Source organism: Ruegeria sp. CDSA246, assembly GCF_059611225.1.
Map to the genome: position 1 here is coordinate 143,145 of NZ_JBXWPD010000003.1, position 24,180 is coordinate 167,324.

A 24,180-nucleotide genomic window follows, 5' to 3' on the forward strand; every position below is an offset into this window, starting at 1 on the left:
GCGTATTTTCACTTTGATTTCGCTGGGGTTGCAGACAAGGTTTCCCGCCGATCACCTGGGGCAGACCGAGCTCTTGCATGCAATATATTGTCATGACAGAAAATAAAGCAAACGAGGCCGCATTGGCTTTTTAAACTGCTGCATCAACCGCGTTTGCTGTGCTTACTGCTACTTCAGTTTGGCCCGATGACGTGGCACAGGTATTAGCCTTTCTTTCTGCGTCGCGTTGACAGAGTGCGAATGACAAAGTTCCCCTGTTTCAATGGACAGACTTAGTTGTTTTCAGGATCGCTATCGGATCGAGGGTCCTTATACCGGTTCAGGTCCAGCACACCTGCCTGAATGGGATCGCTTGCCAGAAACATGGTCATCACCTGATCGCTGGTTTCCCAAAACCCAGGGCTTGTCCTGCGCAGGCCATAAGTGGCTACGAAATCGAGCCATTCGGCCTGCCACCGAACTGATTTGAGGTCGGTTGCAAAAGACGCCAGCTGGGCTTCCTGAAGTCGAAAGTAGAAATTTGGATAGCTTCCGATCACCCCCGGCAGGATGGTCAGCACGTCGGCTTGCGGATTCCTGCGATCTCTTTCTTCAAACAGGAACGCCACATTATAATGGGCCTTGTCGTGGAGCAACGAATAGAGAGACGTGGAACCATCTTCGTTGTCCACCAAAAGCAGAGAAACATCTGATAGATACCTGACCCAATCACCGGTTTGATCCGCGAGCGCCTGCAAGTCGTCCACAACTTCTGAATTGCCATTCGAACAATCAACGCCTTTGCATCTGTTGATCGTATCCTCGAGGGCCCAAAGACCGTTGCCGCGATTGAGAAGTTCCAGAAGGAATTCCTGCTTTGGCGTGTCCGTTCCAAAATCTATGCCAGTCGGAAAACTGTCATCGACACGACGCCGGTGCCAATAGGTGTGCAGCTCGGCCAAAGCTCCTTGGTACCAGGTTTTATGCATCCTTTGCCTGTCGCCGCGCGGCATGAAGTTCAGGAAAGTGTCCTCACTCTCCATCCGTAACTCATCCATGTATAACCGGGTTGAAAGCTGGTGCTCGAGGCGACCGAAGACATCAAAACCTGCGACCAAGTCGTAATAGATACGTTCGAACACCGGATAATCGATAACCCATGCGGTTTCGGGGATGCCGCCGTGGAACCCGGTCATGGCAGAGGCATTGTCGAAATGCCGGAACACGGTAATCAGCGCCTGGGGATTGGTGCCCTCACCATCCCAGATTGCGTCATATCCAAACCCGTTTTTGTGCGCCGCGCTGTTGCGATATCGGGCATCCCGGAACTCAAGATACTTAATCTGGTTTTCGTGGGACATCCCCTGAATGTCCCCCAAGAACCCTAAATCTGCAGAACCCACCGGCAATTCCAAAAAGGCCGCCCCGTCCGCCAAAAAGCTGGGGTCTGTGACGGACAGATCGGCATCCGGATCAAGGAAACTGACCCAGAACCGATCTTCAATCACGTCAACAGCGGTTTCGCCGTGACAGACCGGTCCGCGGATGAAGCTGCGCACATAAAACAATGCGTCGTCCAAGAGAAACTGATAACGGCTGCGGGCCGGTATGTTGGCAAAGGTGCTGAACGGGTTGCCGCCTTCGTCTTCTCCGTACGCAGGCAACTCGGTGACGGACCACGCCGGATCAAGGAATAGCTGCTTGTATCGCGCCAGACGATCCGGACCAAAACTATAGACCAGATGATCTTTGTGCACGATCGTTTCGTCGAATGCCTGCAGTCGATAATAGAACGGCCCTGCGCCGGGGCTATCGAAGGGACGGCGTGTCGCGATGATCTCAATCTTTGATCCTGGCGGGCTGGCGGACCGCACCAGCTGAAAAAACAGTCTTGGATTGTCGGACGGAAAATGGAGACGCGCCAGAAACAGATGTTCGTATATATATCTGCTCATCAATTGATGGCGCAGGTCGGGCGCGTTCAGAAAGGCCTCCCAATTTGTGATCTGATCCTGAATGTCCTGAGGGATTTGTGGTGTGGCCGATGGCACGGGCGCACCATTTTTAAGCCATGACATGAGGGTCTGGTATTCTTGTTCACTCAGTGGGGCCGTGGCGTAGGGCATTCCCGCCCTTGGGTTTGCCGTGCTGAAGGCGTCGAATTCCTGTGTTGTAGGGCAGGTCAGGGGGCGATCAATCGACAAACCAAGCTGGGTTGGGACAGGTGCGTTAGCCGTCAAACGAGCTTGCCTGCCGAGCTTAATGGAGCGCTCTAACACCGATCCACCCGCGCCGGTTACCTCGGATGGCGGAAGAACGGAAAAGAACCCAAGATCCCGCCACCCAGGAATTGTGTGCGCGTCGATGCCAAGCCGTGTTGGTTGCGCATCTTTTAGTCGTTCGGAGTGGTAGACCGCCTCTTTACTGGCGCCGCGCAAAAGGCCGGCAGGGGATGTCAGCTTGAGTTGGCAGGGCGCGTCGTAGCAGCCGTGGCACACCACACAGCGGTGGTTTAGGATATCCTGCACGTTGGCCCAGTTCGCATTTTCCAGCTTGTCGTCAATGGTCGCGCCGGGCGCTGCTGCATCTGACTGGGCCAAACCCTGATCAGCAAGCAAAAATGCAATCGAAGCCGCTAAAACACGGGTGATAAAACACCAATCTTGTAATGTTCGCAGCATAGATGCCCCCGTCTGAATGGTTTGATTTTATTGACCATCACGCAAAGCCCATAGGCCCTAACAGGTTTATACTACTGAATTGATTTCGTTTGTCGCGTTTCCTGAACTTTTACGTTGAGGCAACGCTGGGTTGTTTGCCGCAGTTTCACATGCGGCAAAGTAGATTTATTGGGAGCTTAGTTCGCCAATAATGTCAGACCGTTGCGCCCTTGATGCGTATGGCCGATCCCACGCTACCGGCGCAAAGGCCAATGCCAATAGCAATCAACAGCTCGAATGTATCGACCGCGGCAAATGAACCATGGGCGAAAACGAAGGTCGCCAACACCCCGACAATGCCCCCCATCAATGCACCCAGCCAAACGCGGCGAGTCATCATTCCAAGGGCCAGCCCAAGGATACCCGGCAGACTGATGACGTTGGCCCCGATTGTTCCCAGAATTTCCAGCATGTCGCGTCCCTTTTTCAGTCTGCCCGAGTACTCAGGAATGATTTGATGTCATCGCCGTCAGCTGCGGCCTGTTGTTGCAACGAACCCTGCGCTTTGCTGGCCAGAGTTTCGGTCACTTCCTGATACCGCTCCTGATAGCCGGGCGGCAGGCTATGGGCGATGCCCTGGTGGCAATCGATACAGGTCATGTTTTCATCAATGGCGCGTTGGTGCTCAGAGGCAGCGCGCGTTTCCTGCAACGTGAAATCCATATAGTCGAAGTTGTGGCAATTCCGGCATTCGCGACTGTCGGAGGCCTTCATCTTCTTCCAGACGGCGGTCGCCATACTCAGACGATGCTCTTCGTATTTCTCGGGTGTACTGATCGTGCCTGCCAGCTCGTGATAGACGTCCTTGACCGCCATGATCTTGGCTTTGATCTTGTGATTCCACTCATGTGGCACATGGCAATCGGAACAGATAGCCCGCACACCGGAGTGGTTGTTGTAGTGGATCGTCTCGCGATACTCGCCCAGATTAGTCTCCATCGTATGGCATGAGGTACAGAACTCCTCGGTATTCGTCAGCTCAAGCGTCCAGTGAAACCCGCCCCAGAACAGGATTCCAGCCAGAAAACCCGCAAGGATCAGAAAACCCGAGCTAAAGGCAACCGCCGGGGTCCAGATCCAGTTCCAGATGCGGCCAATCCACCCGCGTTTTTCAGGAGAGTCTGCCATGTTGGTGCTCCTTTCATTCTTGCGTTGGATTAATTGCCCGAGGACGGTTGAAAGACGTTGTCAACCAATGGCGGCGCGTCTGCTTGCGGCACGTGGCATTGGTTGCAGAAATAACGGGTGCCTGCGATGTGATCCAACTCGTTGCCGTCGCGATCCAGATAGTGTGTCATCGACAATGTCGGGGCGTTGCGTTCGCCGGCTTTGGTCCAGTCGTGGCAGGACAAGCACTGATTTGTGCGCGTGTCGATCTGGTATTGCTCGACCGAGTGCGGGATCAGTGGCGGTTGTTGGCGATAGTTGCGCTGCATGCGCCCTTCGACGTTCTTGTGGATCTGTTCCAGAGGGATCAGTTCATCCACATCGGCACCCCGCAGGGATTCTACCTGAGCTGATTGCGCAAGGGCGAATCCGCCCAAGAGCAAAACGGGGATAAGGGCTATAAGGCCTGTTCGGGTTGGCTTGTTCATCTTGGCACTCCCTCAGATAGGTCTGGCTGCGCGCGGATCGGGCGCGGGAACTGGATCGGTAGGTGCGGCGACCTTGTCGTCGAACCGGTGAGTAAATTTGAAAACGTCGACGGCGCATACGTCGATGCAACGACCGCAGGTGGTGCAGTCAGGGGAAAGGATCAGTGGTGTGGAACCCGACTTACCCTTCAGCGCAGGAGATATGACCTGATTTTCTGGGCAAACGGCATAGCAATCCATGCAATCATCGCAGGCTGCCCGGTTCGCAGCGCTAACTCGCAGCAGGCCTTTCGCGCCAATCAGGCCGTAAAATGCGCCAACCGGACAGATGTGACCGCACCAGCCGTGGCGCGAAACGAACAGGTCGAACACGAAGATGGCAATGATCATGGCCCAGACGAACCCCGCGCCGAAAATCAGACCGCGATGCAGCATGGTGATCGGGTTGACCAGCTCCCAAGCGATCACGCCTGTCATGCCCGAGACGATTAGGACGGTGGCCAATATCCAAAGGCGGGTGTTGCGCTTGGGCTGCCAGCCTTTCGGCAGGTCCAAACGTCTGTGCAACCAGTTGGCCGCATCGGTGACTGGGTTGATCGGACAAACCCACGAACAATAGACGCGCCCACCAATCAGAGCGTAGGCGACCAGAACGATTACACCCCCGATCAGGGCCGTCCATTCCGGCCAGTGTCCGGCGATCGCGCTTTGCAGTAGGATAAATGGGTCGGTCAGCGGCAGCACGCCCAGCGTCAAAGAACCCGCGAGCGTGCCGTGCACGATCCAGATGCCGAACCACGGCCCCAGAAGAAACACAGTCAAAAAGAACAGCTGGCTTGCGCGGCGCAGCAGCAGGTATTTGTGGGCGCGCACCCAACCTTTTTCCTCGATGGCCTCCATTCCGGCCGGCATATGTGTGCGTGCACTCATTGTCCGACCCCCGGCAAATCGTATGCAGGTGCGAACCCGCCCGGTGCGGCAAGGTTGTCGGTGCCCGGTCCGGGCAGTCGGTCCGGCAGATCGATGAGGCCTTCAACAAGGGGACCGCCTTTGGCCTCTTTCTCTTCCCAGCCTTTGCGGTAGTGATCGGCACTGCTGCCGCGGGCCAAACGCGCAGGCAGGACCTTGATCGCGGCCTCGGGCAGAACACAGCTTTTCTCGCACATGCCGCAGCCTGTGCAGTGGTCCGCATGAACTGTCGGGATGAACAGTGCGTGGTGGCCTGAACGTTCGTTATGGGCCGTTTCCAGCGTGATTGCCTCATCAATAACGGGGCAGACGCGATAGCAGACATCGCAGCGCAGACCGAGGAAGTTCAGGCAGTTCTCCTGATCGACAAGGACGGCAACACCCATTTTGGCATCATCAATATTGTCGAGGGCCGGATCCAATGCACCGGTGGGGCAGGCGGCCACGCAAGGGATGTCGTCACACATTTCACAAGGCACGTCCCGCGCTGTGAAATAGGGAGTCCCGGTAGCAACCGCATCCACGCCCAATTCTGCCAGTTTCAATGTGTCGTAAGGGCAATCCCGCACGCAAAGCCCGCAGCGAATGCATGCAGACAGAAACGCCTCTTCTGGTAGCGAGCCGGGGGGGCGCAACGCTTCGGCCGGTAACGCGCGGGTATCGCGGGCGAGCCAGGCCAACATTGACCCGGCGACCACGCAGCCACCCGACGCACGCGCCGCATCCTGCAGGAAGCGACGCCGTTGCGGCGAAAGAGGTTTACCTTCAAAGGGCATGGGGACGGCCTTTGCCTCGCTTGTCCGTTACGCGCGCTCGACCTTACAGGCGCATTTTTTGTAGTCGGTCTCTTTCGACAGCGGGCAGGTTGCGTCCAGCGTCAGCTTGTTGGTCAGCTGATGCTCGTCGAACCATGGCATAAAGACCAATCCGCGTGGCACCTTATTGCGGCCGCGCGTTTCAACCCGGCTGGTCACCTCGCCCCTGCGGGTGGAGAGTACGATCTCTTGCCCACGGCGCAGACCGCGATCCTTGGCGTCCTCCGGGTGCATGTAGACAACGGCTGACGGAAACGCGCGATGCAGTTCGGGCACGCGGCGGGTCATCGAACCCGAATGCCAGTGTTCCAACACACGGCCGGTGGACAGCCACAGATCGAATTCCTCATCCGGTTCCTCGGCGGCGGGCTCATAAGGGGCAAAGATGATCTTGGCCTTGCCGTCCTCGTAGCCGTAGAACTTAACGTCTGCGCCTTCCGGCACATACGGGTCATACCCTTCGCGGAAGCGATAGAGTGTTTCCTTGCCGTCAACGACAGGCCAGCGCATGCCACGGGCCTCGTGATACATCTCGAACGGAGCAAGGTCGTGCGCATGGCCACGTCCGAAATCGGCATATTCTTCGAACAGACCTTTCTGAACGTAGAATCCGAAATGCTCGGCGTCGTCGTTGTGGAACCCTTCCGCCGTTTCCGACAGCGGGAACTGGTCGACCTTACCGTTGGCATACAGCACGTCATACATGGTCTTGCCGCGATGCTCGGGCATCTTGGCTAGCAGTTCTTCGCCCCAGACCTCTTCGATGGTAAAGCGTTTCGCGAATTCCATCAGCTGCCACAGGTCCGACTTGGCCTCACCCGGTGCCTGCACCTGCTGGCGCCAGAATTGCGTACGGCGCTCGGCGTTTCCATAGGCGCCTTCTTTCTCAACCCACATGGCCGTGGGAAGGATCAAGTCGGCCGAAACTGCGGTGACAGTTGGGTAAGGATCCGAGACTGTGATGAAGTTTTCCGGGTTACGGTAACCAGGATAGCCTTCTTCGTTGATGTTGGGCGCGGCTTGCATGTTGTTGTTGCACTGGACCCAATAGGCATTCAGTTCGCCGTCCTTCAGTTTGCGGTGCTGCAACACGGCGTGGAAGCCGGGCTTGGGAGGAATAGTGCCCTCGGGGATGTTCCAGGCGGTTTCGCAGATTTCGCGGTGCTTATCATTCGTAACAACCATGTCCGCCGGCAGACGGTGGGCAAAGGTCCCCACCTCACGCGCCGTGCCACAGGCCGACGGTTGACCCGTCAGCGAGAAGGGAGAGTTGCCGGGTTCGGAAATCTTGCCCACCAGCAAGTGCACGTTATACATCAGCGAATTCACCCAGGACCCACGGGTGTGCTGGTTGAAGCCCATGGTCCACAAGCTCATCACTTTACGGTTGGGGTCAGCGTATTGCTGGGCCAGTTTTTCCAGCTTGTCTGCGGGGACACCCGACAGTTCAGAGGTGTATTCCAGCGTGTAGGGCGCGACGGCTTCGGCGTATTCTTCGAAGCTGATCGGTTCCATTTTGCCCGAGTTCGGATTTTCGGCTTCTTGCTGCAGCGCGTTGCTGTCGCGCAAGCCATAGCCGATATCGGTGGCGGTTTTGGTGATGTTAACGTGTTTCTTCACGAAGTCTTCGTTTACCGCGCCATTTTGAATGATGTAGTTGGCGATGTAGTTCAGGATCGCCAAATCGGTTTGCGGTTCAAAAACAATGCCGTTGTCCGCCAGTTCGAACGAGCGGTGTTCAAAAGTGGACAGCACATGCACCTCACATCCCGGCTTGGTCAGGCGCGTGTCTGTCAGGCGCGACCACAGGATCGGGTGCATCTCAGCCATGTTCGAGCCCCACAGCACGAAGGTGTCCGCGTGCTCAAAGTCGTCATAACACCCCATCGGCTCATCAATGCCGAAGGTTCGCATAAAACCTACGACGGCCGAGGCCATGCAGTGCCGGGCGTTGGGGTCGATGTTGTTGGACCGGAACCCGGCTTTCATAAGTTTGGAAGCCGCATAGCCTTCCCAAACCGTCCATTGACCGGATCCGAACATGCCAACGCTGGTTGGGCCTTTCTTGGCCAGCGCTTCTTTCCATTTTGCGGCCATAACATCGAAGGCTTCGTCCCAGCTGACTGGTTCGAACTCGCCGTTTTTGTCGTATTCGCCGTTGGTCTTGCGCAGCAAAGGCGTGGTCAGTCGATCCTTGCCGTACATAATCTTGGACAGGAAATAGCCTTTGATACAGTTTAATCCTCGGTTCACGGGCGCGTCGGGGTCGCCTTGCGTCGCAACGACGCGACCTTCTTTGGTGCCAACCAGAACAGAGCAGCCTGTACCACAGAACCGACAGGCCGCCTTGTCCCAGCGGATGTCCGGCGCTCCGGCCTGGGCATTGGCTTGACCGACCGCCAGCGGAATACCAGCGGCAGACGCCGTTGCTGCGGCCGCTGAGGCCTTGAGAAAAGTCCGACGGGATTCAGAATGTGTCATTGCGTGGGCCTCCGGCTGGGGGTTGGGCTTGGAGCATCGGGCTGCGGATGGGCGTCCGCGGGATCCTCGAAATGGTGATAAGTCAGTGTCAGTGAGATGACGCCCGGGATCTGGTGCAGATCCATGATGATCTCGGACGCAAGGCGTGATGGCGTGTCTTCGACGACGACAACAAATCGCCCATCTTCTGTTTCGGCGTGAATTTCGACACCCGGTGTGTCCTTCATCACCCGCGCTGCTGCGCTTGTGTGATCAGGTGCGACATGGGCAAGACAACCGCAGATGTTCATTGAGTAGTTTCCATTTGTGGTTGAGATTGGCGTTCAAGCGCAATGGCATCGGCGGGACATAAACTTGGGCAAATCCCGCATCCAGTGCATGTATCAAGGTCAAGCACGGGCTCTGCGCGGCCAGCGGTCATCAGTTTGAAACGGATGGCGCCCTGATCGCAGTTGTCCTGGCAGATGCGGCAACTGACGCCGTTCATGGATAGGCAGGTGTCCGCTGTCAGCGCGGCGCGCCATGGCCAATCTGGCAGACGGTCAATCGATAACGCTTCGGTTGGACAAATCCGGGCGCAGTCACCGCAGAAGGTGCAGGGATTGTCAGTTGGCTTGAACAGGGGGGATCCGTCTGTCCCGATGACGATCGCATCTTCGGGGCAAGTATCTGCGCAATCACCACATTTGCTGCATGTTTCAACAAAGCACAGCTCAACCGAGCCCGGAGGTCTGGCGATATTGCCGTCCTCTGGTCTAATTTTGGCGCTTAGAAACGCGCGTCGGCTGGTCAATTGTTGCATTGCATGCGACCTGGCTACACTCGATTCCTGTAATCGAGTGTATCGCATACCGTGATCTGTGGGGTTCTTTTTTGATTTAGGTCATTTTGCCCGATTATTATTAGTCATTTGGGAAACTTTAACTTTTGCACCTATGCGACCTTTGGCGATCAGCGCCGAGGTCGAGCGGTTCGTATCAACAGAAGAAAGACAAAAACCGATCCCAGCGATGTCGTGACAATACCAACAGGCAGCTCCTGCGGGGCAAGCAAGAGACGGCTCAGGATATCCGAACCTGTCAGCAAAGCTGCTCCGACAATGGCAGCCGTTGGTACAAGCTGACTGTGCAATGGTCCTGCGATACCGCGTGCGATGTGCGGAACCATCAAGCCGACAAACCCGATCACGCCCGCGACGGACACAAACACAGCAGTCGCAAGAGCGGCCACGAAGAACATCCGGAACCGCAAGCCCTGAACGGGCACACCCAGGGTGGCGGCGGTCAAATCACCGGTCAGCAACGCATCAAGCCAGCGGCTGCGGTACATCGCATAGGCGAGGATCAATGCTAAACCTGCGCAGACCAGAGGGAATGTCTCCCACCGGGCAAGACCCAAACCCCCAAGCATCCAAAAGATAACAGAATGCGCCGCACGGCTGTCGCCCGCGAAAATCAGATAATTGGTAATAGCTGAAAACAAAAACGAAACCGCAAGCCCCGCGAGGATCAGTTTTTCGGGCGCGCTTGTGCGCAGCCCATGAACCAAAGCCAGCACAATGCCTGATGCGACAAGCCCTCCGAAAAACGCGGCCAGTGGCAGGGTCCAAAAGCCCAGAACATCTCCGGTTACTGTAATGACAAAGACAGCTCCCGCCGCAGCGCCAGAGGACAGGCCGAACAGAAACGGGTCCGCCAGATCGTTGCGTGTGGTGGTTTGCAGGACAACGCCGACGATGCCCAACCCGGCACCGATCACGGCGGCAAACAGCGCGCGTGGTAAGCGCAGGTCAAACACGATGCGGTGGAGCGGAGACATTTCCCCTTCCACCATTCCCGTGCCCAACAAGACACCGGCCAGTGCGTCAGAGGCCGGGATGGATGTGGTCCCGTAGACCGTCGAGGTTAGCAAAAGGGCGGCCAATACAGCCGCCCCCAGCAAGAGTGTAAGGCCAAGTCGGCCCATATCAGTTCAGGCCCGGGTGCATGGCTTTGGCCATTTTCGAAATTGCTTCGATATTTGCCGGTCCGGGTGTCAGTTCCTCGTAGCGCAGACCAATCCAGCGTTCGTTCTTGACCGCATCCGTCTGAGACATCACGGGATGGTCCTGCAGGAACTTGAAGGTATCTGCGGCGCCGTTTCCAGTTTGATAATCAAGTAAAACCAGGAATTCCGGGTTCGAAGCGGCAACAGCCTCCCACGAGGAACGTCCCCAGCTGGTGTCCATATCATGGGTGACGTTCTCGCCGCCAGCGGCAGCAATCATCGCGTCGGGAATGGCAAATTTACCAGCCGTAAACGGGGCATCGGCGGGGCCGTCCAGCAGGAAAACGCGGGGTTTCGGCAGGTCGGCTGTCTGTGTCTCGATCGCGGACAGTTCTTCTTTCCAGCCGGAAACAAGCTCTTCTGCCTTGTCCTCAACGCGCATGACTTTGCCCAAGCGAAGGACGTCGGTGAACAGCAAATCCATGCTGGCTTCGGGGCGATCCTTATCCAGATGTACGCAGCTTTCCGTCAGGATCATCGTTTTGATGCCAAACGGCGCAAGCGTGTCGGGGGTCACGTCACCGCCCGGCTTCATGCCATAGTACCAGCCAGCAAAGAAAAGGTCGGGTTCGACAGCGACCAGATTTTCAACTGTCGGGTACTTAGGCGCAAGTTCCGGGATGTCGCCGCGCAGGGTGTCAAACTCGGGGCTGGTTTTGTACCAGCCGGTGATGCCCGTCAGGCCAACGATCTTGTCCTGCAAACCCAGCGCAAAGGCCATGTCGGTCATGTTCATGTCGTGCACGACCAGCCGCTCGGGCTGAGTTTCAAACACCATCGGCTCGCCACAATTGTCGACAGTGATCTCGTGCGCTGTTACGGCACTTGCAAGGCCGCTGATCAGTGCTGCGCACCAGAGAGTTTTGTTCATGTTGTTTTTCCTAGTTTGAGGTAGTGGTTCTTCGGATATCCAGTGCCGGGATCATGCGGCCTTCGTGCTGAAAGCTAAGAAAATCGACACCAAACGTTTCACGGACCCTTTCGGGTGTCAGCACTTCGTGCACCGGGCCGAAACCGGTCAGGCGCGTGGATTTCATCAACGCGACATGGGTCGCGAATTCGGGGATCATGACCAGATCATGGACGATCATGACGACCGTAATGCCCAGCTCGGCCACCAACGACAGCATGCGTCCCTTGGCGTCCGGGTCCAGATGGTTCGTCGGCTCATCCAAAAACAGCAGTGAGGGGTTCTGCGCCAGCGCCCTTGCGATATGAGCACGCTGGCGTTCCCCGCCAGATAGCACGGCCATCCGTTTGTCTGCGAGGGCGACGAGTCCGGTCAGTTTCAGGATGCGGTCCAATTCCAAGGCGTGCTCAGCGGCAGATCGGTCGGCACGGATCGGGATTTGCCCGAGGGCCACGTAGTCGCGCAGAAACAAACGCCCGTCCGGCGATTCCTGCTGACTGACTACGGCGATCATTCGGGCGCGGTCCATCGCCGAAAGCTGCCGAAGACTGCGCCCCTTTACCAAAACGTCCCCCAGCACAATCTCTTCACCGCCGCACAAAAGATTCAGCAACGTTGTCTTGCCCGCACCGTTTGGGCCCGCAATTGCCAGGGTTGCCCCTTCATTCAGTTCGAAATTGACGTTTTGCAGCAGTACGTCGCCGTTCAGGGCGTAATACTCCAGCCCGCGCGCCTCAAGGAAAGCTCCGCAGGTCATGCGCTTGTCTCCAGCTTTAGCCGTGGCAGGCGCGCCAGGATCTTATCAAGAAGGGCAGGCGGGCGCTGCGATGCGTTGGTCCAACCGTCACCGCTGCGATGGTATTGACGTGCAAATTCGGCCAAAGCATCCAAGTCCTCAGCCGATTGGATGTCACCGAAAAGGTACTGCGCTTTGTCGAATGCCTGAAACCCGACGGTTGTGGGCCGACCGCAACCGGCCATGCAGGAAACGCTGCGGATGCCAAAACTGGATGGAAGCTTGCTTGCAAGCGCAGCGCGCAATGAATCCGCCCGGTCAGAGCCCTCGCAGGTCTCGCAAATCAGAAGGAAATGATCAGGACTGATCGACATGGCCCACTCCGCCTGTTGCCAAGCGCGGACAGAAGGTGCCAATCATGTCATCACGTCTTAGACGTGTCATAAAGCCTCCTTCCAGGACGCCCCGCCCCGGGTTGGTTGAACATCGGATGGTAGGTCTCCTGACTTGCGGGTCGTGGCTTGGCCATCCTTCCCGACCCATTTGGGGTCAGTGGGTATTTGGCGTCGCTCACCGCTTACAGTTGCGGGGGCAGTCACGGACTTGGCGCTTGTTGGCAACCTCACCGTATTCCCTTTTCATCCCTTGGCGAACCACAGGGAACCATCGCGGTGATGCTTGCCCGAGTTCCGATTTTGGGTCAAGCGATAATACTCAGCGCCCCACGCACAGAGGTCATTTGTCATTTGCCAACGATCTGACTACGCTGCGTCGCAGAAATGTAGGGGCAAAGGTGGATATGTTCTGGTTTCGGGGGGCGAACATCCAATGTTTGAAACGACGAACGCACATTCAAAAACAAAGCCAGGCGAGATGAAAATTCAAGAAAGCCGAACCTATTCTCAACTGAAGGTAGGCGACAAGGCGCAGGTCACCCGATTGTGCACCGTGGACGACTTGTACGCGTTTGCCTCGGCTTCGGGCGACCACAACCCGCTGAACCTGGCAGCCTATGACGGTGATGGAGATGGGCGCCCCGAGGCTGTCGCGCCCGCTTTGTGGCCTGCTGGTCTGGTGGCCGCAGTCATTGGGAACATCTTGCCGGGGGCCGGTACGCAAACACGTCGGGCGGATCTGAGTTTTCATGCTTCGGTTTTGGCGGGCGAAGAACTGACTGCCTTTGTGGCTGTTACAGAAAAGCGTGAAGACGGCGACCTGACCTGTTCCGCCGAAGTGCGCCGGGTCGGGGATAACGCATTGATCCTAAGCGGCACCGTACAGGTCACGCCACCGTCGCGGCATTTGACCTTCGACTCGGTCGAGGTACCGGGACTGATCGTTCAGCGTCACCGGCACTTCGACGCTTTGTTGGAAAAGGCACGTCCTCTGGACCCGATGGCCACAGCGATCGTCGCCCCGGAAGAGCCGAATTCGCTAGGCGGGGCATTGCTCGCGTTGGAAAACGGCATCATTACTCCGATTTTGGTGGGCGACCCGGACAAAATCACCGCCGCTGCCGCCCAGCTTGGGGCCGATTTGTCCGGAGTTGAAATCATTGAAGCGCGAGACCACGAAGTGGCCGCCCAACGCGCGGTCGGACTGGTCGTTGAAGGTAAGGCCCGGATGCTGATGAAAGGTCACTTGCACACAGATGTCCTTCTACGCGCCGTTCTTCGCCGCGAAAACGGCCTGAGGACCGGGCGACGCTTGTCGCATGTGTTCGTCATGGACGTGCCGGGCATGTCCCGGCCCATCATGGTTACTGATGCGGCGGTGAATATTGCACCGGATCTCGAAACCAAGGCCGATATTGTTCAGAACGCCATCCATCTTGCGCATTCTATTGGCATCGAGATGCCCAAGGTTGGCGTCTTGTCGGCGGTTGAGACCATCAACCCGCATTTACCGTCGTCTGTCGATGCGGCGCTGTTGTCGAAAATGGCCGAGCGTGGACAAATCACCGGCGGGCTGGTCGATGGCCCTCTGGCAATGGACAATGCGGTTGATCTGAACGCCGCGCGGACAAAAGGCATCACCTCACCGGTCGCGGGGGTCGCAGACATTCTGGTTGTTCCGAATATCGAAGCCGGCAACATGGTAGCCAAGCAGCTGACATATATCTCTCATGCCGAGGCTGCCGGCGTCGTGATAGGTGCTGCGGCACCGATTATCCTGACATCTCGGGCAGATGACGATGCTTCGCGGCTGGCGTCTTGTGCTGTCGCGGCGCTGCATGCAATTGCGAATGAAGGCAAAATCCATGGCTGAACATGTTTTGGCACTGAATGCCGGGTCGTCCTCGTTGAAATTCGCGTTGTACGAACTGGTCGAGGATCGACGCCCCAGTATGCGCTGGCGCGGTCAGATCGAGCGGTTGGGGGATGCCCCACGCCTGTTGGCCCAATCGGCGGGGGGGCGATCTGTCGATCGCCAGCTGTCTGGGGCTAAAACACATGACGAGGCCATCAATGCGTTTCTTGAACTTACCCGCGAATACCTGCCGGACACTCACGTCCGGGCCGTGGGCCACCGCGTCGTTCACGGCGGGCCAGTCTATTCGGAACCTGTCGTGGTGGACGAGCACGTCTTTGATACGCTAAGCGGTTTCATTCCCTTCGCACCTTTGCACCAACCCTACAGCCTTGCGGGTATCAAGGCGGCCGCGGCAGCCTTTCCGGGTACCACCCAGATTGCGTGCTTCGATACCGCGTTTCACCGGACGCATCCTTGGGTGAATGATACTTTCGCCCTTCCGCAACGTTTTTACGAGAAGGGTGTGCGCAGATACGGGTTTCACGGGCTGAGCTACGACTATGTCTCGCAAAAGCTTAAAGAAATTGCGCCGGGTTTGTACGACGGTCGTGTCGTTATTGCGCATCTGGGAAATGGCGCGTCGATGTGTGCGGTGTCGGGCGGTCGGGCCGTGGCCTCGACCATGGGGTTTTCGGCGCTCGACGGTCTGCCCATGGGCACCCGCAGCGGGCAATTGGACCCGGGGGTCGTGCTTTACATGATGCAGCAAGAAGGGATGGAGGCAGACGAAATCGCCGAGCTTCTTTATCGAAAGTCTGGCTTGCTTGGTCTGTCCGGCATGTCCTCAGACATGCGCACCCTGTTGGCTGCTGACACTCCGGATGCGCGCAAAGCGATTGAGTATTACGTCTTCCGCATCCGTCGGGAACTGGGTGCCTTGTCTGCTGCGCTGGAAGGCATCGACGCTTTGGTATTTACCGGAGGTATCGGTGAAAATGCCGCCCGTATCCGACAGATGGTCTGCGAAGGGATGCGCTGGATCGGGATTGATATGGACCCGAACCGAAATGCAGACAACGCCACGGTTCTGTCCACTGATTTCAGCCGGGTGCGTATTCTGGCCATTCCCACAAACGAAGAGATGGTGATCGCGCGTGCAGCGGCCAGAATGGCATAATCGCTACTAATCCGATTTGTTTTTTCCACGCCGCGCGTATCTGAGTAGGACGCCAAGAACCGTGCTGATAATGTCAGGCGACAGCATCCCGATCGGATCGCGTTTGAGACCGACAATCATGTTGCGCGCTTCGGTGACATTGTCCCGGACTTCATCCTCAATGTCGTGCAGCGCCATATCCCGCAACTCGACGGCCGCTGAGGTATCAGTTTCGGCCGTCATGGAATTTGCGACCAATGCGAGGATTACGGCCAGAACAAAGTTCACCCCGGCCACTATGATTGCCGCCAGAGACTTTGACATGGTCTCGGACAGCCAAAAGAACCCGGCGACGTTTAGCATGATAACCGCCAGCCCAACGGCCAACCCGGCAGCGGCATAAAAACCCGTGCGCTTTGCCGCGACGGCCAGTTGCCGTTGTGCAATCAACCGTTCAGCGCGCAGGATGATCGAAATGTTGCGTGAAATGCGATTCATGTTCGGGCTCCTACCGGGAACGGCCTAGAAGATAGCCAAGCGTGAAAATCCCAAGGGCGAATAGGATCGGCCTTTTATGTGGAAACTCCTCAAGCTCTGTCATGACTTCTTCTAATTGCGTTGACCACTCATCCAGGCTTTCGACAATTCCGTCCGTCATCGATTTGTGTGGATCAGCTTGTTTGCCGCTGTTCGAATCTGAGATGCCTTCTGGTGCGCTGGATTGTTCGGCCAGTTGACGCCGCAACTCTGCGACTTCGGCTTCTAGCTGTGCTTTGGTTACCATCACTTGGGTCCTTCGATGGTCGCGCAAAAATCAGGCTCGCGACTTTTTCCTTTGTCGAGGGCCATGTTAATTCGATTTTTTGAATTCGGGAAAGGGTGTTATCCCGATGCAGCGATCAGCACCCGGCCCCGGATGTGATCAAGCCTGCGCACGCGCTATCCGTTTATCAATAGTCCGATACCAGCAAGAAATCGGGCTTTGTGTTTTCTTCAATCGTTGCAAAGCGCGGAATGGGATCCTCGAATACATTATCGGTCCGGTCATCGTTGACAGTTGACACCTCGCCAATCAGGCAGTCGCCCTGTTCCGCCCAGAATGCGTGCCAGATTCCCGGCATCAGGGTTACGCTCTGACCGGGTTTCAGCCGCAGCAACTCACCAGGTTGGATGATGACAGGGCAGTTGTCACTGGGAACAACCACCGGGTTATCTCGGTCGATACCGCCTTCAGGGTCCGAGGCATAAATCTCCATGACCAGATCGCCGCCGCCCCGGTTGATGATGTCTTCGGCCTTGATGATGTGGCGATGCATCGGGGAGAGTTGTTTGTCCCGAGAAACCAAAAGCTTCTCTGCATAAAGCATCCCGCGACCTTTTTTCAGATCCTGCACATCGCCATTGCGCAGGGTAAATAGGAACAGGCCGAGCTCATCAAACCGGCCTTGACCATAGTCGGTAATATCCCATCCGAGGCCGCGGTCACGGATGCCTTGTGCCTGAGCGCTGCGCATTTGTTCCGGCGACCAGTTGGCAAAGGGGGGCAGGACGGCCCCGAACGAGCGAATGAAGGTCTCGGCTTTGGTCTTGATGTCGTTGATATCTGATCTTTTCATCTCGGTCCCTCAGGGGGTCAAAGTTCATGCGCCCAGGGCGGGTTTGCGCCAGCGCGGGAAACGGTGATGGCGGCGACGTCTGCACCTTTGGCTAACGCCGCGCGCAAGTCGTCCTGGCCCAACGTCCGCAGATTGGACTTGGTCAATCGACCTGTTCGGTCCAATTCAGCAAGGACTCCGGCGTTGAACGTGTCACCGGCACCCACCGTATCGACCACCTCGACCGCTTTGACTGGCACCGAGGTTTCGGACCCGTCCGCCAGATATCCCGAGGCCCCATCACTGCCGCGCGTTACGATAACCACGGAAGGACCTGTTTGCAGCAGCAAAGGTACTTTCTCCGCCAGTGTTTCAGGTCCCGGAACGATCCAGTCCAGATCCTCATCCGAGACTTTGACGATGTCAGATTGTGCAATCATACGGTTTAGCCGGGTGCGATACCGCGTTTGATCCTTGATAAATCCCGGCCGGATATTTGGATCCAGCATGACCGCTCGGTCCGCTCCGTGACGCTCAAGCAGGGCTGCATAAGCATCAGCGCAGGGTTCGCACGCCAGGCTAATCCCGCCAAAATACAGCGCCGATGCAGCAGGCAATTGTTTTGGCATATCCTCAGGGGTCAACATGCGCCCGGCCGAGTTTTCGTCGACAAAGTTGTAGCTGGCATGGCCATCTTCCAGCTGGACAAACGCCAATGTCGTTGGGCGATCCGATCGGATCACATGGCTGGCGTCTACATGGCTGGTTTGCAGCGCGTCCGCCAGTTGCTGTCCGAACATATCCGACGATAGCCCGGTCAAAAGACCCGCTGGCGCGCCTAGCCGACCCAGCGCTACGGCTGTGTTGAACACTGCGCCGCCGGAGTGGGGCACGAATCCGCGCGACCCAGAAACGGTTGGCTCGGCGATCATGTCTATCAGGGCTTCACCGCAGCACAGAATCATGCCGTGGTCCTTTCTGTAACAGGGTCAGGCGGCCAGTTTACCGCGCGAGCGCACTTTTACAGAAATTGTTAGCGCCAACAATGCCAAATTCATCCTGCTCGGACACATACAGGTTCATTGAACGCCGCAAGTCACTGAACCGCCCGCCGGCGTTAAAGGCATCCCGGAACGCATCCTTGAACAGCCACCGGTTTTTCTCGGCGACGCCACCCACAAGGAAAACACCTCCTGTCGGCATGTAGGCGACAGCCAGATCGCCCATAATAGCCCCAAGGTGGGTTTTGAACATATGCGCAGATTTGACCGCAATCGGGTCGGATTCCGCCAGCGCGTCCTGCAGTATATCCTTGGCGTTGCGCCTTGGAGCATCGGACTGTCCAGCGGCCATGCTGGCGGCTTGGTACAGAATGGGAAGGCCGGTTCCGCTGAGGAACATTTCCGCTTCGAGCACTAGGCTGTCATCAAAGAAGCATTCGGGCGCGATATGGCGTGCCGCTTTGAAGACTTCGACCTCATCCTCGTGGCGTGGGGACAGTCCGACATGGCCACCTTCGCCCGACGCGGTATGGTATCGCCCTTGGGAATAGAGCAATGCGCCTACGCCTAGGCCAGTGCCGGGGCCCACAACCAGCCGGGTTCCGACCGGCGGTGTCTCAGCCCCTTGCAGGACCTCGACATGGTCACCGGTGATTTCGGCGACCGACCAGGCGGCCGCGGTGAAGTCATTGATAACAAAGGTGTGTTGCGCGCCTGTTGCCTTGCAGATGTCGCTTTCGGACAAATCAAGATGCGCATTTGTCAGGCGGATTGTCCCGTCTTTGACCGGACCTGCTCCGGCCGCAACGACGGCGCGTGGATCGGTACCAATCTCGTCGCGCAGGCTGTGAAACGCATCCAGAAGCTCTGGCAACGACCCGGTTGGGTGTTTGCGGAGGTCCATCAGCTCTCCGTTCGAGATGACACCTAGTCTTGTGTTTGTGCCACCGATGTCCGCGACAAGGTTCCAGTGTTCGTGCATGGTTCCGGCAGGCTGTGCCATCGGCAGAGAAACAGGCCCACCGGACAAGGCCGATTTCAGCGCGTTGTACGAGGCTTTTGGCGTCCGCTCGAGCGTATTGAAATCTACATCAACCAACCCGAACCGCTTTTCATAGCCAAAGGACCACTCGTAGTTATCCAACAAGGACCAGATGAAATAGCCCCTGACTGGAACGCCGTCGTCCAGCGCGTTTTGAACGGCACCAAGGTGTTTGTTGAGGTAGTCAATACGGTCGTCATCTTGCTGGCGTTTCGGGCTCGCCATGCCGTTTTCGGTGACATAAATTGGCAAGTCGCCGGTATAATCGCGCACCGTACGGGTCAGAAAGCGCGTCAGGGCATCGGGTTCAATCTCCCACCCCATCTGGGTTTTGGGCAGCGGGCCGGGTACTTCTTCCAGGCTTGGCCATGCGGTATCGGCAGGCGCGATCAGTTTGCGGGTATAGTAGTTCAGACCGCACCAATCGACGGGTGCACCAATGGTGTCAAAGTCGTCTTGCCAGCCGGATGGAAGATGAGGTTCCAACCCGTCCAGAACATTTTGCGGATAGGCTTTTTTGAACACACCACCTAGGAAAAACCGGTTGTAAATCCCGTCATAAAGGTCGGCCGCCTTGCGTGCAGCGGGGCTGTCATCGGCAGGTTCGGCCCATTCCAGATTGAACACAGCGCCCAGGTTTGACATGCCCAGACCACGCATCGCTTCGATGGCGCGGCCATGAGCCAGCAGAACATGGTGCATCGCGCGAGCCGTGGCGCGGATGTCGCGCATTCCGGGCGCGTGATGCCCTTCAAAATGGCTCAGCCAGCTGACGCACCACGGCTCATTGATCGGCGCAACACTGTACATACGGTCGCCAATGCGGCCCATGATGACCTCGGTGAAATCGGCGAACCAATTTGCGATATCCCGGTTGCGCCAGCCGCCCAGATCTGCAAGCGGAGAGGGCAATTCCCAATGATACAGGGTCGCACAGGGGCGAATGCCGCGTTCCAGCAGCGCGTCGGCGAGCCGGTCGTAAAAATCCAGACCTGCCTGATTTACCGGGCCACGCCCTTCAGGCAAAACGCGCGCCCAGCTTGTCGAGAACCGGTAGCAATCAAAACCCGCGTCCCGCACCAGATCGAAATCCTGTGGAAAACGGTTCAGGTGGTCACAGGCCAGATCTCCATTCTCGTTTCGCACAACGTTTCCGGGTGAAGCGGCAAAACTATCCCAATGTGTTTTCCCCGCACCGCCCTGTGCGTGGCCTTCGATTTGATAGGCAGAGGTTGCGACACCAAAGAGAAAGTCTTTGGGGAAGTCCGAACGAGTGTATTTCATTTTTCAGAACCTGTTGGGAGCGGGGCCGGTCGAGCCGCCAACTACCAGTTCGGCCTCCAGCAATCTAGTTTTTACCGGGTCTTCCGGAGATTTGATGCGTTCGATCAGCATTTCAGCGGCTATTTCTCCGGCTCGACGCACGGATGACCGTGTGGCCGTGAAAATTGGCACATCCTGACCGTTTTTCAGATAAGAAAGATCGTCGTCATGGGCGATGACTGATACGTCCTTGCCCATCTTCAACCCCGCCTCGTTGAGAGCACGGCGCACACCGATCGCGGAAATCATGGATGCGGTCAGGATGGCCGTAGGTGGGTCATCCAGGCGAAGCATATCGCGGGATTCATGGTGGCCATAAACCTCGGTCATCTCGGCGCTGCGCATCAATTCCGGGTCGGGGGACAGACCTGCCTCATGCAGGGCCTCAAGATATCCGTCGCGGCGACGTTGAGCGAAATCCATATCCTCAAGCCCGTTGATCAGGGCAATGCGACGATGCCCAAGGTCGATCAGAAACCGGGTGGCGCGCAGGAACGAACTTTTGTTGTTCACGTCGATCCAGTCATAAGGCACGTCCACCCCGGTTGACCTGCCATGAACAATAAAGGGCACGCCCATTCTGGTCAGGACCTCGATCCGGTGCTCGTTGACTTTGGGGCCTTGCAAAACAATTCCATCAACCGCGCCGCGTTGAAAAAGACTGCGATAGGCTTCCTCGATCGAGGTGTCATCGGCGTTGGTGAACATCATGTCATATCCATGATCCGAATACTTGCGTGCAGCACCGGCGACAAAATCACCAAAAATCGGGTTTACCATTTCATGCTGGGATGAGGAGGGAATCACGTGCCCAATCACCATCGAGCGGCCTGTTGCCAATCCCTTGGCCCGGCTGTTCGGCCGGTAGCCATGCTTGGCAGCGGCGGCTTGGACGCGCAGGCGCGTGTCCTCGTTCACCTCGGGGTAGCCATTCAGCGCGCGGCTGACAGTGGTTTGAGATAAACCAAGGATTTCTGAGAGCTGCTTTAGATTCATCTTCGCCTCAAAGCGCCTTCAAATTTGATCATTTGCAAAATTGCAGGCGCTTCCCGCCCGACTGTCACATCTTGCTGACACTGCCCTGAATATTAATAATATGGGCATCAGTAAACAGATTATTGACAAAATTTGAATGTTAGCGGATAAAGTGCGTCATCCAAAGCGCTTTGAAAAAGAGTCTCAAAAGCGCGAGCAAAGTTGGGAGGAAACTTCATGAAACACTCGCTTTACGCAGGCGCGGCCACGTTCGCCCTGATGGCGGGCGCGGCGCATGCCGACAAGGTCACCGTGTTCGGCCCGTGGCTGGGGCCTGATCAGGAAAATGTCGAAAAGGTTTTGGACGGCTTTGCCGCAGCGACTGGGCATGAGTACAGCTATGTGGGCTCGGACAGCTTTGAGCAGCAGATCAGAATTGATGCCGAAGCCGGATCGGCGCCCAACGTAGCAGTGTTTCCCCAACCCGGTCTGGCATCAGATATGGCCAAGGCGGGATTCCTGACGCCCCTGAGTGAAGGAACTGCGGATTGGATTCGCGACAACTATGCGGCCGGCCAATCCTGGGTGGATCTGGGAACCTATCAGGGCCCGGACGGGCAGGACCATCTGTATGGGTTTTTCTACAAGGTCGACGTGAAATCGCTGGTTTGGTTTGTGCCGGAGAACTTCGAAGACGCCGGCTATGAAATCCCGACCACAATGGAAGAGCTGAAGGCGCTGACCGATCAGATCGTTGCAGATGGCGAAACGCCATGGTGCATCGGGCTGGGGTCCGGCGGAGCGACCGGTTGGCCAGCGACTGACTGGGTTGAAGACATGATGCTGCGCACGTTGCCGCCCGAAGATTATGACGCCTGGGTCGCCAACGAATTAAAGTTTAACGATCCTAAGGTTGTTGCCGCGATTGAAGAATTCGGAGCGTTTGCGCGCAACGATGATTACGTGGCCGGTGGAGCAGGTGCGGTTGCAACGACTGACTTCCGTGACAGCCCGAAGGGAATGTTCAGCTCACCTCCGCAGTGCTACATGCACCGTCAGGCTTCATTCATTCCCGCTTTCTTCCCTGAAGGCACGGTTGTGGGCGAAGATGCCGATTTCTTCTACTTCCCGGCCTATGAAGGCAAGGATCTTGGCAGCCCGGTCCTTGGGGCCGGCACAGTTTGGGCGATCACCAATGACGGCCCCGGCGCGCATGCGCTGATGAAATACCTGGAAACACCCGAGGCGCACGAAGCCTGGATGGCTCTGACCGGGTTCCTGACGCCGCACAAAGGCGTCGATACTTCGGTCTTCTCAGACCCTACGCTGAAGAAGATGAATGACATTCTTCTGGGGGCCACCACCTTCCGGTTTGACGGTTCCGACCTGATGCCGGGCGGCGTGGGTGCAGGCACCTTCTGGACTGGAATGGTCGACTATACGGGCGGAACACCTGCCCAGGACGTCGCCGACGAAATCCAGTCCTCGTGGGACGCGCTGGACTAAAGCGTCTGAGATTGGGCAACCCGCTCTGCCGGGTTGCCCGAACCTATCGTCGCAAGGGAGAGCGGCATGCACCCGGCATTTCAAGGCCTGCTGACCATCGCCATCGGCGTGTCAGGTTGCGTGGGCTATTTCTATCTATCCAATCAGTTTCTGGACAGAGTTCTTTTCCCGCCTCGGGGGCCGAATGCTGGCCGCAATATCAACCGCGCGAACATGATCCGGCCTTGGTTGTTTCTATTCCCAGCGCTGGCTGCTTTGGGCTTGTATCTGGCCTATCCGGTTGTCGAAACCCTGCGCCTGTCACTGACGGACCGCGTCCCAGGCGGCGGCTACAAATGGGTCGGGCTGGACAACTATATCCAGATGGCCAAGGAACCCAAGTTTTGGGAAGCAATGCGCAACAACATGTTCTGGTTGATCATTGTGCCTGCAATGTCGACGGCCTTTGGCCTGTTGGTGGCACAGCTGACTGACCGCATTCGTTGGGGGAATCTGGCCAAGTCGCTGATCTTTATGCCTATGGCGATCTCGTTTGTTGGGGCATCGGTTATCTGGAAGCTGGTCTATGACACACGTCCGGCCGAACAAGATCAGATCGGAATGCTGAATGCGCTGTATATTTTCTTTGGCGGGACCGAGCCGCAGACGTGGCTTACGATACCGTTCTGGAACAGCTTTTTGCTGATGGTTGTCCTGATCTGGATTCAGACTGGTTTTGCAATGGTCATCCTGTCGGCCGCCTTGCGTGGTATCCCCGAAGAAACGATTGAAGCCGCAATTTTGGATGGCGCCAATCCGTTCCAGATCTTTTTTCGGATCAAAGTGCCGCAGATCAAAACTACTATCCTTGTCGTCTGGACCACGATCACCATTACTGTCCTCAAGGTCTTTGACATCGTCTTCGCCATGACCAACGGCCAATGGGAGACGCAGGTTCTTGCCAACTACATGTACGACAAGCTGTTCCGAGCGAATGACTGGGGCGTCGGGTCCGCTTCGGCCATGGTTATTATGCTCCTGGTGGCTCCGATTCTCGTCTGGAATGTGCGCAACGCACGGAAAGAGATGGAGTAGGGCA

The 24,180-nt window shown here is 57.0% G+C and carries 23 protein-coding genes, 1 pseudogene and 1 riboswitch; of the genes and pseudogenes, 4 read left to right on the forward strand and 20 right to left on the reverse strand.

Annotation, left to right across the window (positions count from 1 at the left end; translation table 11 throughout):
• Positions 1-272: 272 nt before the first annotated feature.
• The 13 genes from AC2FI9_RS05330 to AC2FI9_RS05390 form a co-directional block, all read right to left on the reverse strand.
• A complete protein-coding gene (locus AC2FI9_RS05330) occupies positions 273-2,660 on the reverse strand; it encodes a fatty acid cis/trans isomerase (protein ID WP_496766323.1) in 2,388 nt (795 codons plus the stop codon).
• A gap of 193 nt (positions 2,661-2,853) precedes the next feature.
• On the reverse strand, positions 2,854-3,111 hold the full coding sequence (locus AC2FI9_RS05335; RefSeq protein ID WP_108859619.1) for a hypothetical protein: 258 nt from the start codon (positions 3,109-3,111) through the stop codon (positions 2,854-2,856).
• Between the two features lie 14 nt (positions 3,112-3,125).
• Entirely contained in the window at positions 3,126-3,827 is a 702-nt protein-coding gene (locus AC2FI9_RS05340; protein WP_058272027.1) for a NapC/NirT family cytochrome c, read from the reverse strand.
• 29 nt (positions 3,828-3,856) lie between these two features.
• Positions 3,857-4,294, reverse strand: a complete 438-nt coding sequence (locus AC2FI9_RS05345; protein ID WP_282119339.1) for a nitrate reductase cytochrome c-type subunit — start codon at positions 4,292-4,294, stop codon at positions 3,857-3,859.
• Positions 4,295-4,306: 12 nt separating this feature from the next.
• Positions 4,307-5,224 (reverse strand): quinol dehydrogenase ferredoxin subunit NapH, encoded by a 918-nt coding sequence (napH, locus tag AC2FI9_RS05350; protein ID WP_496766325.1) that lies wholly within the window; start codon positions 5,222-5,224, stop codon positions 4,307-4,309.
• Positions 5,221-6,039 (reverse strand): ferredoxin-type protein NapG, encoded by an 819-nt coding sequence (napG, locus tag AC2FI9_RS05355; protein WP_496766327.1) that lies wholly within the window; start codon positions 6,037-6,039, stop codon positions 5,221-5,223. Before napG ends, napH begins: the two co-directional genes overlap by 4 nt.
• A 27-nt stretch (positions 6,040-6,066) precedes the next feature.
• Positions 6,067-8,559 carry a nitrate reductase catalytic subunit NapA gene (gene napA / locus AC2FI9_RS05360; protein WP_496766329.1) on the reverse strand — a complete coding sequence of 831 codons (2,493 nt, stop codon included), beginning with the start codon at positions 8,557-8,559 and terminating at the stop codon, positions 6,067-6,069.
• Positions 8,556-8,849 (reverse strand): chaperone NapD, encoded by a 294-nt coding sequence (locus AC2FI9_RS05365; protein WP_108859623.1) that lies wholly within the window; start codon positions 8,847-8,849, stop codon positions 8,556-8,558. Before AC2FI9_RS05365 ends, napA begins: the two co-directional genes overlap by 4 nt.
• Entirely contained in the window at positions 8,846-9,409 is a 564-nt protein-coding gene (locus AC2FI9_RS05370; RefSeq protein WP_496766331.1) for a ferredoxin-type protein NapF, read from the reverse strand. Before AC2FI9_RS05370 ends, AC2FI9_RS05365 begins: the two co-directional genes overlap by 4 nt.
• 101 nt (positions 9,410-9,510) lie before the next feature.
• Entirely contained in the window at positions 9,511-10,524 is a 1,014-nt protein-coding gene (locus AC2FI9_RS05375) for a FecCD family ABC transporter permease (RefSeq protein WP_282119344.1), read from the reverse strand.
• A gap of 1 nt (position 10,525) precedes the next feature.
• Positions 10,526-11,476, reverse strand: a complete 951-nt coding sequence (locus AC2FI9_RS05380; protein ID WP_496766334.1) for an ABC transporter substrate-binding protein — start codon at positions 11,474-11,476, stop codon at positions 10,526-10,528.
• 10 nt (positions 11,477-11,486) lie between these two features.
• Entirely contained in the window at positions 11,487-12,272 is a 786-nt protein-coding gene (locus AC2FI9_RS05385) for an ABC transporter ATP-binding protein (RefSeq protein ID WP_496766336.1), read from the reverse strand.
• A complete protein-coding gene (locus AC2FI9_RS05390) occupies positions 12,269-12,625 on the reverse strand; it encodes a DUF1636 family protein (protein ID WP_496766338.1) in 357 nt (118 codons plus the stop codon). The genes AC2FI9_RS05385 and AC2FI9_RS05390 overlap by 4 nt, the downstream gene beginning before the upstream one ends.
• Positions 12,626-12,726: 101 nt before the next feature.
• Positions 12,727-12,932: riboswitch (cobalamin riboswitch) on the reverse strand.
• A 192-nt stretch (positions 12,933-13,124) separates the two neighbouring features.
• Here AC2FI9_RS05390 and AC2FI9_RS05395 point away from each other — a divergent pair.
• Together AC2FI9_RS05395 and AC2FI9_RS05400 are read left to right on the forward strand one after the other, a co-directional pair.
• Entirely contained in the window at positions 13,125-14,519 is a 1,395-nt protein-coding gene (locus AC2FI9_RS05395; protein ID WP_496766340.1) for a bifunctional enoyl-CoA hydratase/phosphate acetyltransferase, read from the forward strand.
• A complete protein-coding gene (locus AC2FI9_RS05400) occupies positions 14,512-15,681 on the forward strand; it encodes an acetate/propionate family kinase (protein WP_496766342.1) in 1,170 nt (389 codons plus the stop codon). Before AC2FI9_RS05395 ends, AC2FI9_RS05400 begins: the two co-directional genes overlap by 8 nt.
• A gap of 6 nt (positions 15,682-15,687) precedes the next feature.
• Here the strand turns inward: AC2FI9_RS05400 and AC2FI9_RS05405 are convergent, their stop codons facing one another.
• The 7 genes and pseudogenes from AC2FI9_RS05405 to AC2FI9_RS05435 all read right to left on the reverse strand — a co-directional run bounded on the left by AC2FI9_RS05405 (position 15,688) and on the right by AC2FI9_RS05435 (position 21,617).
• A complete protein-coding gene (locus tag AC2FI9_RS05405; protein WP_496766344.1) occupies positions 15,688-16,158 on the reverse strand; it encodes a phage holin family protein in 471 nt (156 codons plus the stop codon).
• A 10-nt stretch (positions 16,159-16,168) separates the two neighbouring features.
• Positions 16,169-16,444: a hypothetical protein gene (locus tag AC2FI9_RS05410; protein WP_058272015.1), complete on the reverse strand. Its 276-nt coding sequence runs from the start codon at positions 16,442-16,444 to the stop codon at positions 16,169-16,171.
• Between the two features lie 166 nt (positions 16,445-16,610).
• Complete coding sequence (locus AC2FI9_RS05415; RefSeq protein ID WP_496766347.1) at positions 16,611-17,276, reverse strand: D-lyxose/D-mannose family sugar isomerase; 666 nt, start codon at positions 17,274-17,276, stop codon at positions 16,611-16,613.
• Between the two features lie 17 nt (positions 17,277-17,293).
• A complete protein-coding gene (locus tag AC2FI9_RS05420; protein WP_496739074.1) occupies positions 17,294-18,220 on the reverse strand; it encodes a carbohydrate kinase family protein in 927 nt (308 codons plus the stop codon).
• 37 nt (positions 18,221-18,257) lie between these two features.
• Positions 18,258-19,259, reverse strand: coding sequence for a glucokinase (locus tag AC2FI9_RS05425; RefSeq protein WP_496766540.1), 1,002 nt, complete (start codon positions 19,257-19,259; stop codon positions 18,258-18,260).
• 18 nt (positions 19,260-19,277) lie between these two features.
• Positions 19,278-20,582: pseudogene (locus AC2FI9_RS05430) on the reverse strand (GH1 family beta-glucosidase); the annotation flags it as partial.
• Positions 20,583-20,585: 3 nt separating this feature from the next.
• Entirely contained in the window at positions 20,586-21,617 is a 1,032-nt protein-coding gene (locus AC2FI9_RS05435; protein ID WP_496724758.1) for a LacI family DNA-binding transcriptional regulator, read from the reverse strand.
• A gap of 216 nt (positions 21,618-21,833) precedes the next feature.
• Between AC2FI9_RS05435 and AC2FI9_RS05440 the strand changes: the two genes are divergently transcribed.
• Positions 21,834-23,102, forward strand: a complete 1,269-nt coding sequence (locus tag AC2FI9_RS05440; RefSeq protein WP_496766349.1) for an ABC transporter substrate-binding protein — start codon at positions 21,834-21,836, stop codon at positions 23,100-23,102.
• 66 nt (positions 23,103-23,168) lie between these two features.
• A complete protein-coding gene (locus tag AC2FI9_RS05445) occupies positions 23,169-24,176 on the forward strand; it encodes a carbohydrate ABC transporter permease (protein WP_170418733.1) in 1,008 nt (335 codons plus the stop codon).
• The last annotated feature ends 4 nt before the right edge of the window (positions 24,177-24,180 follow it).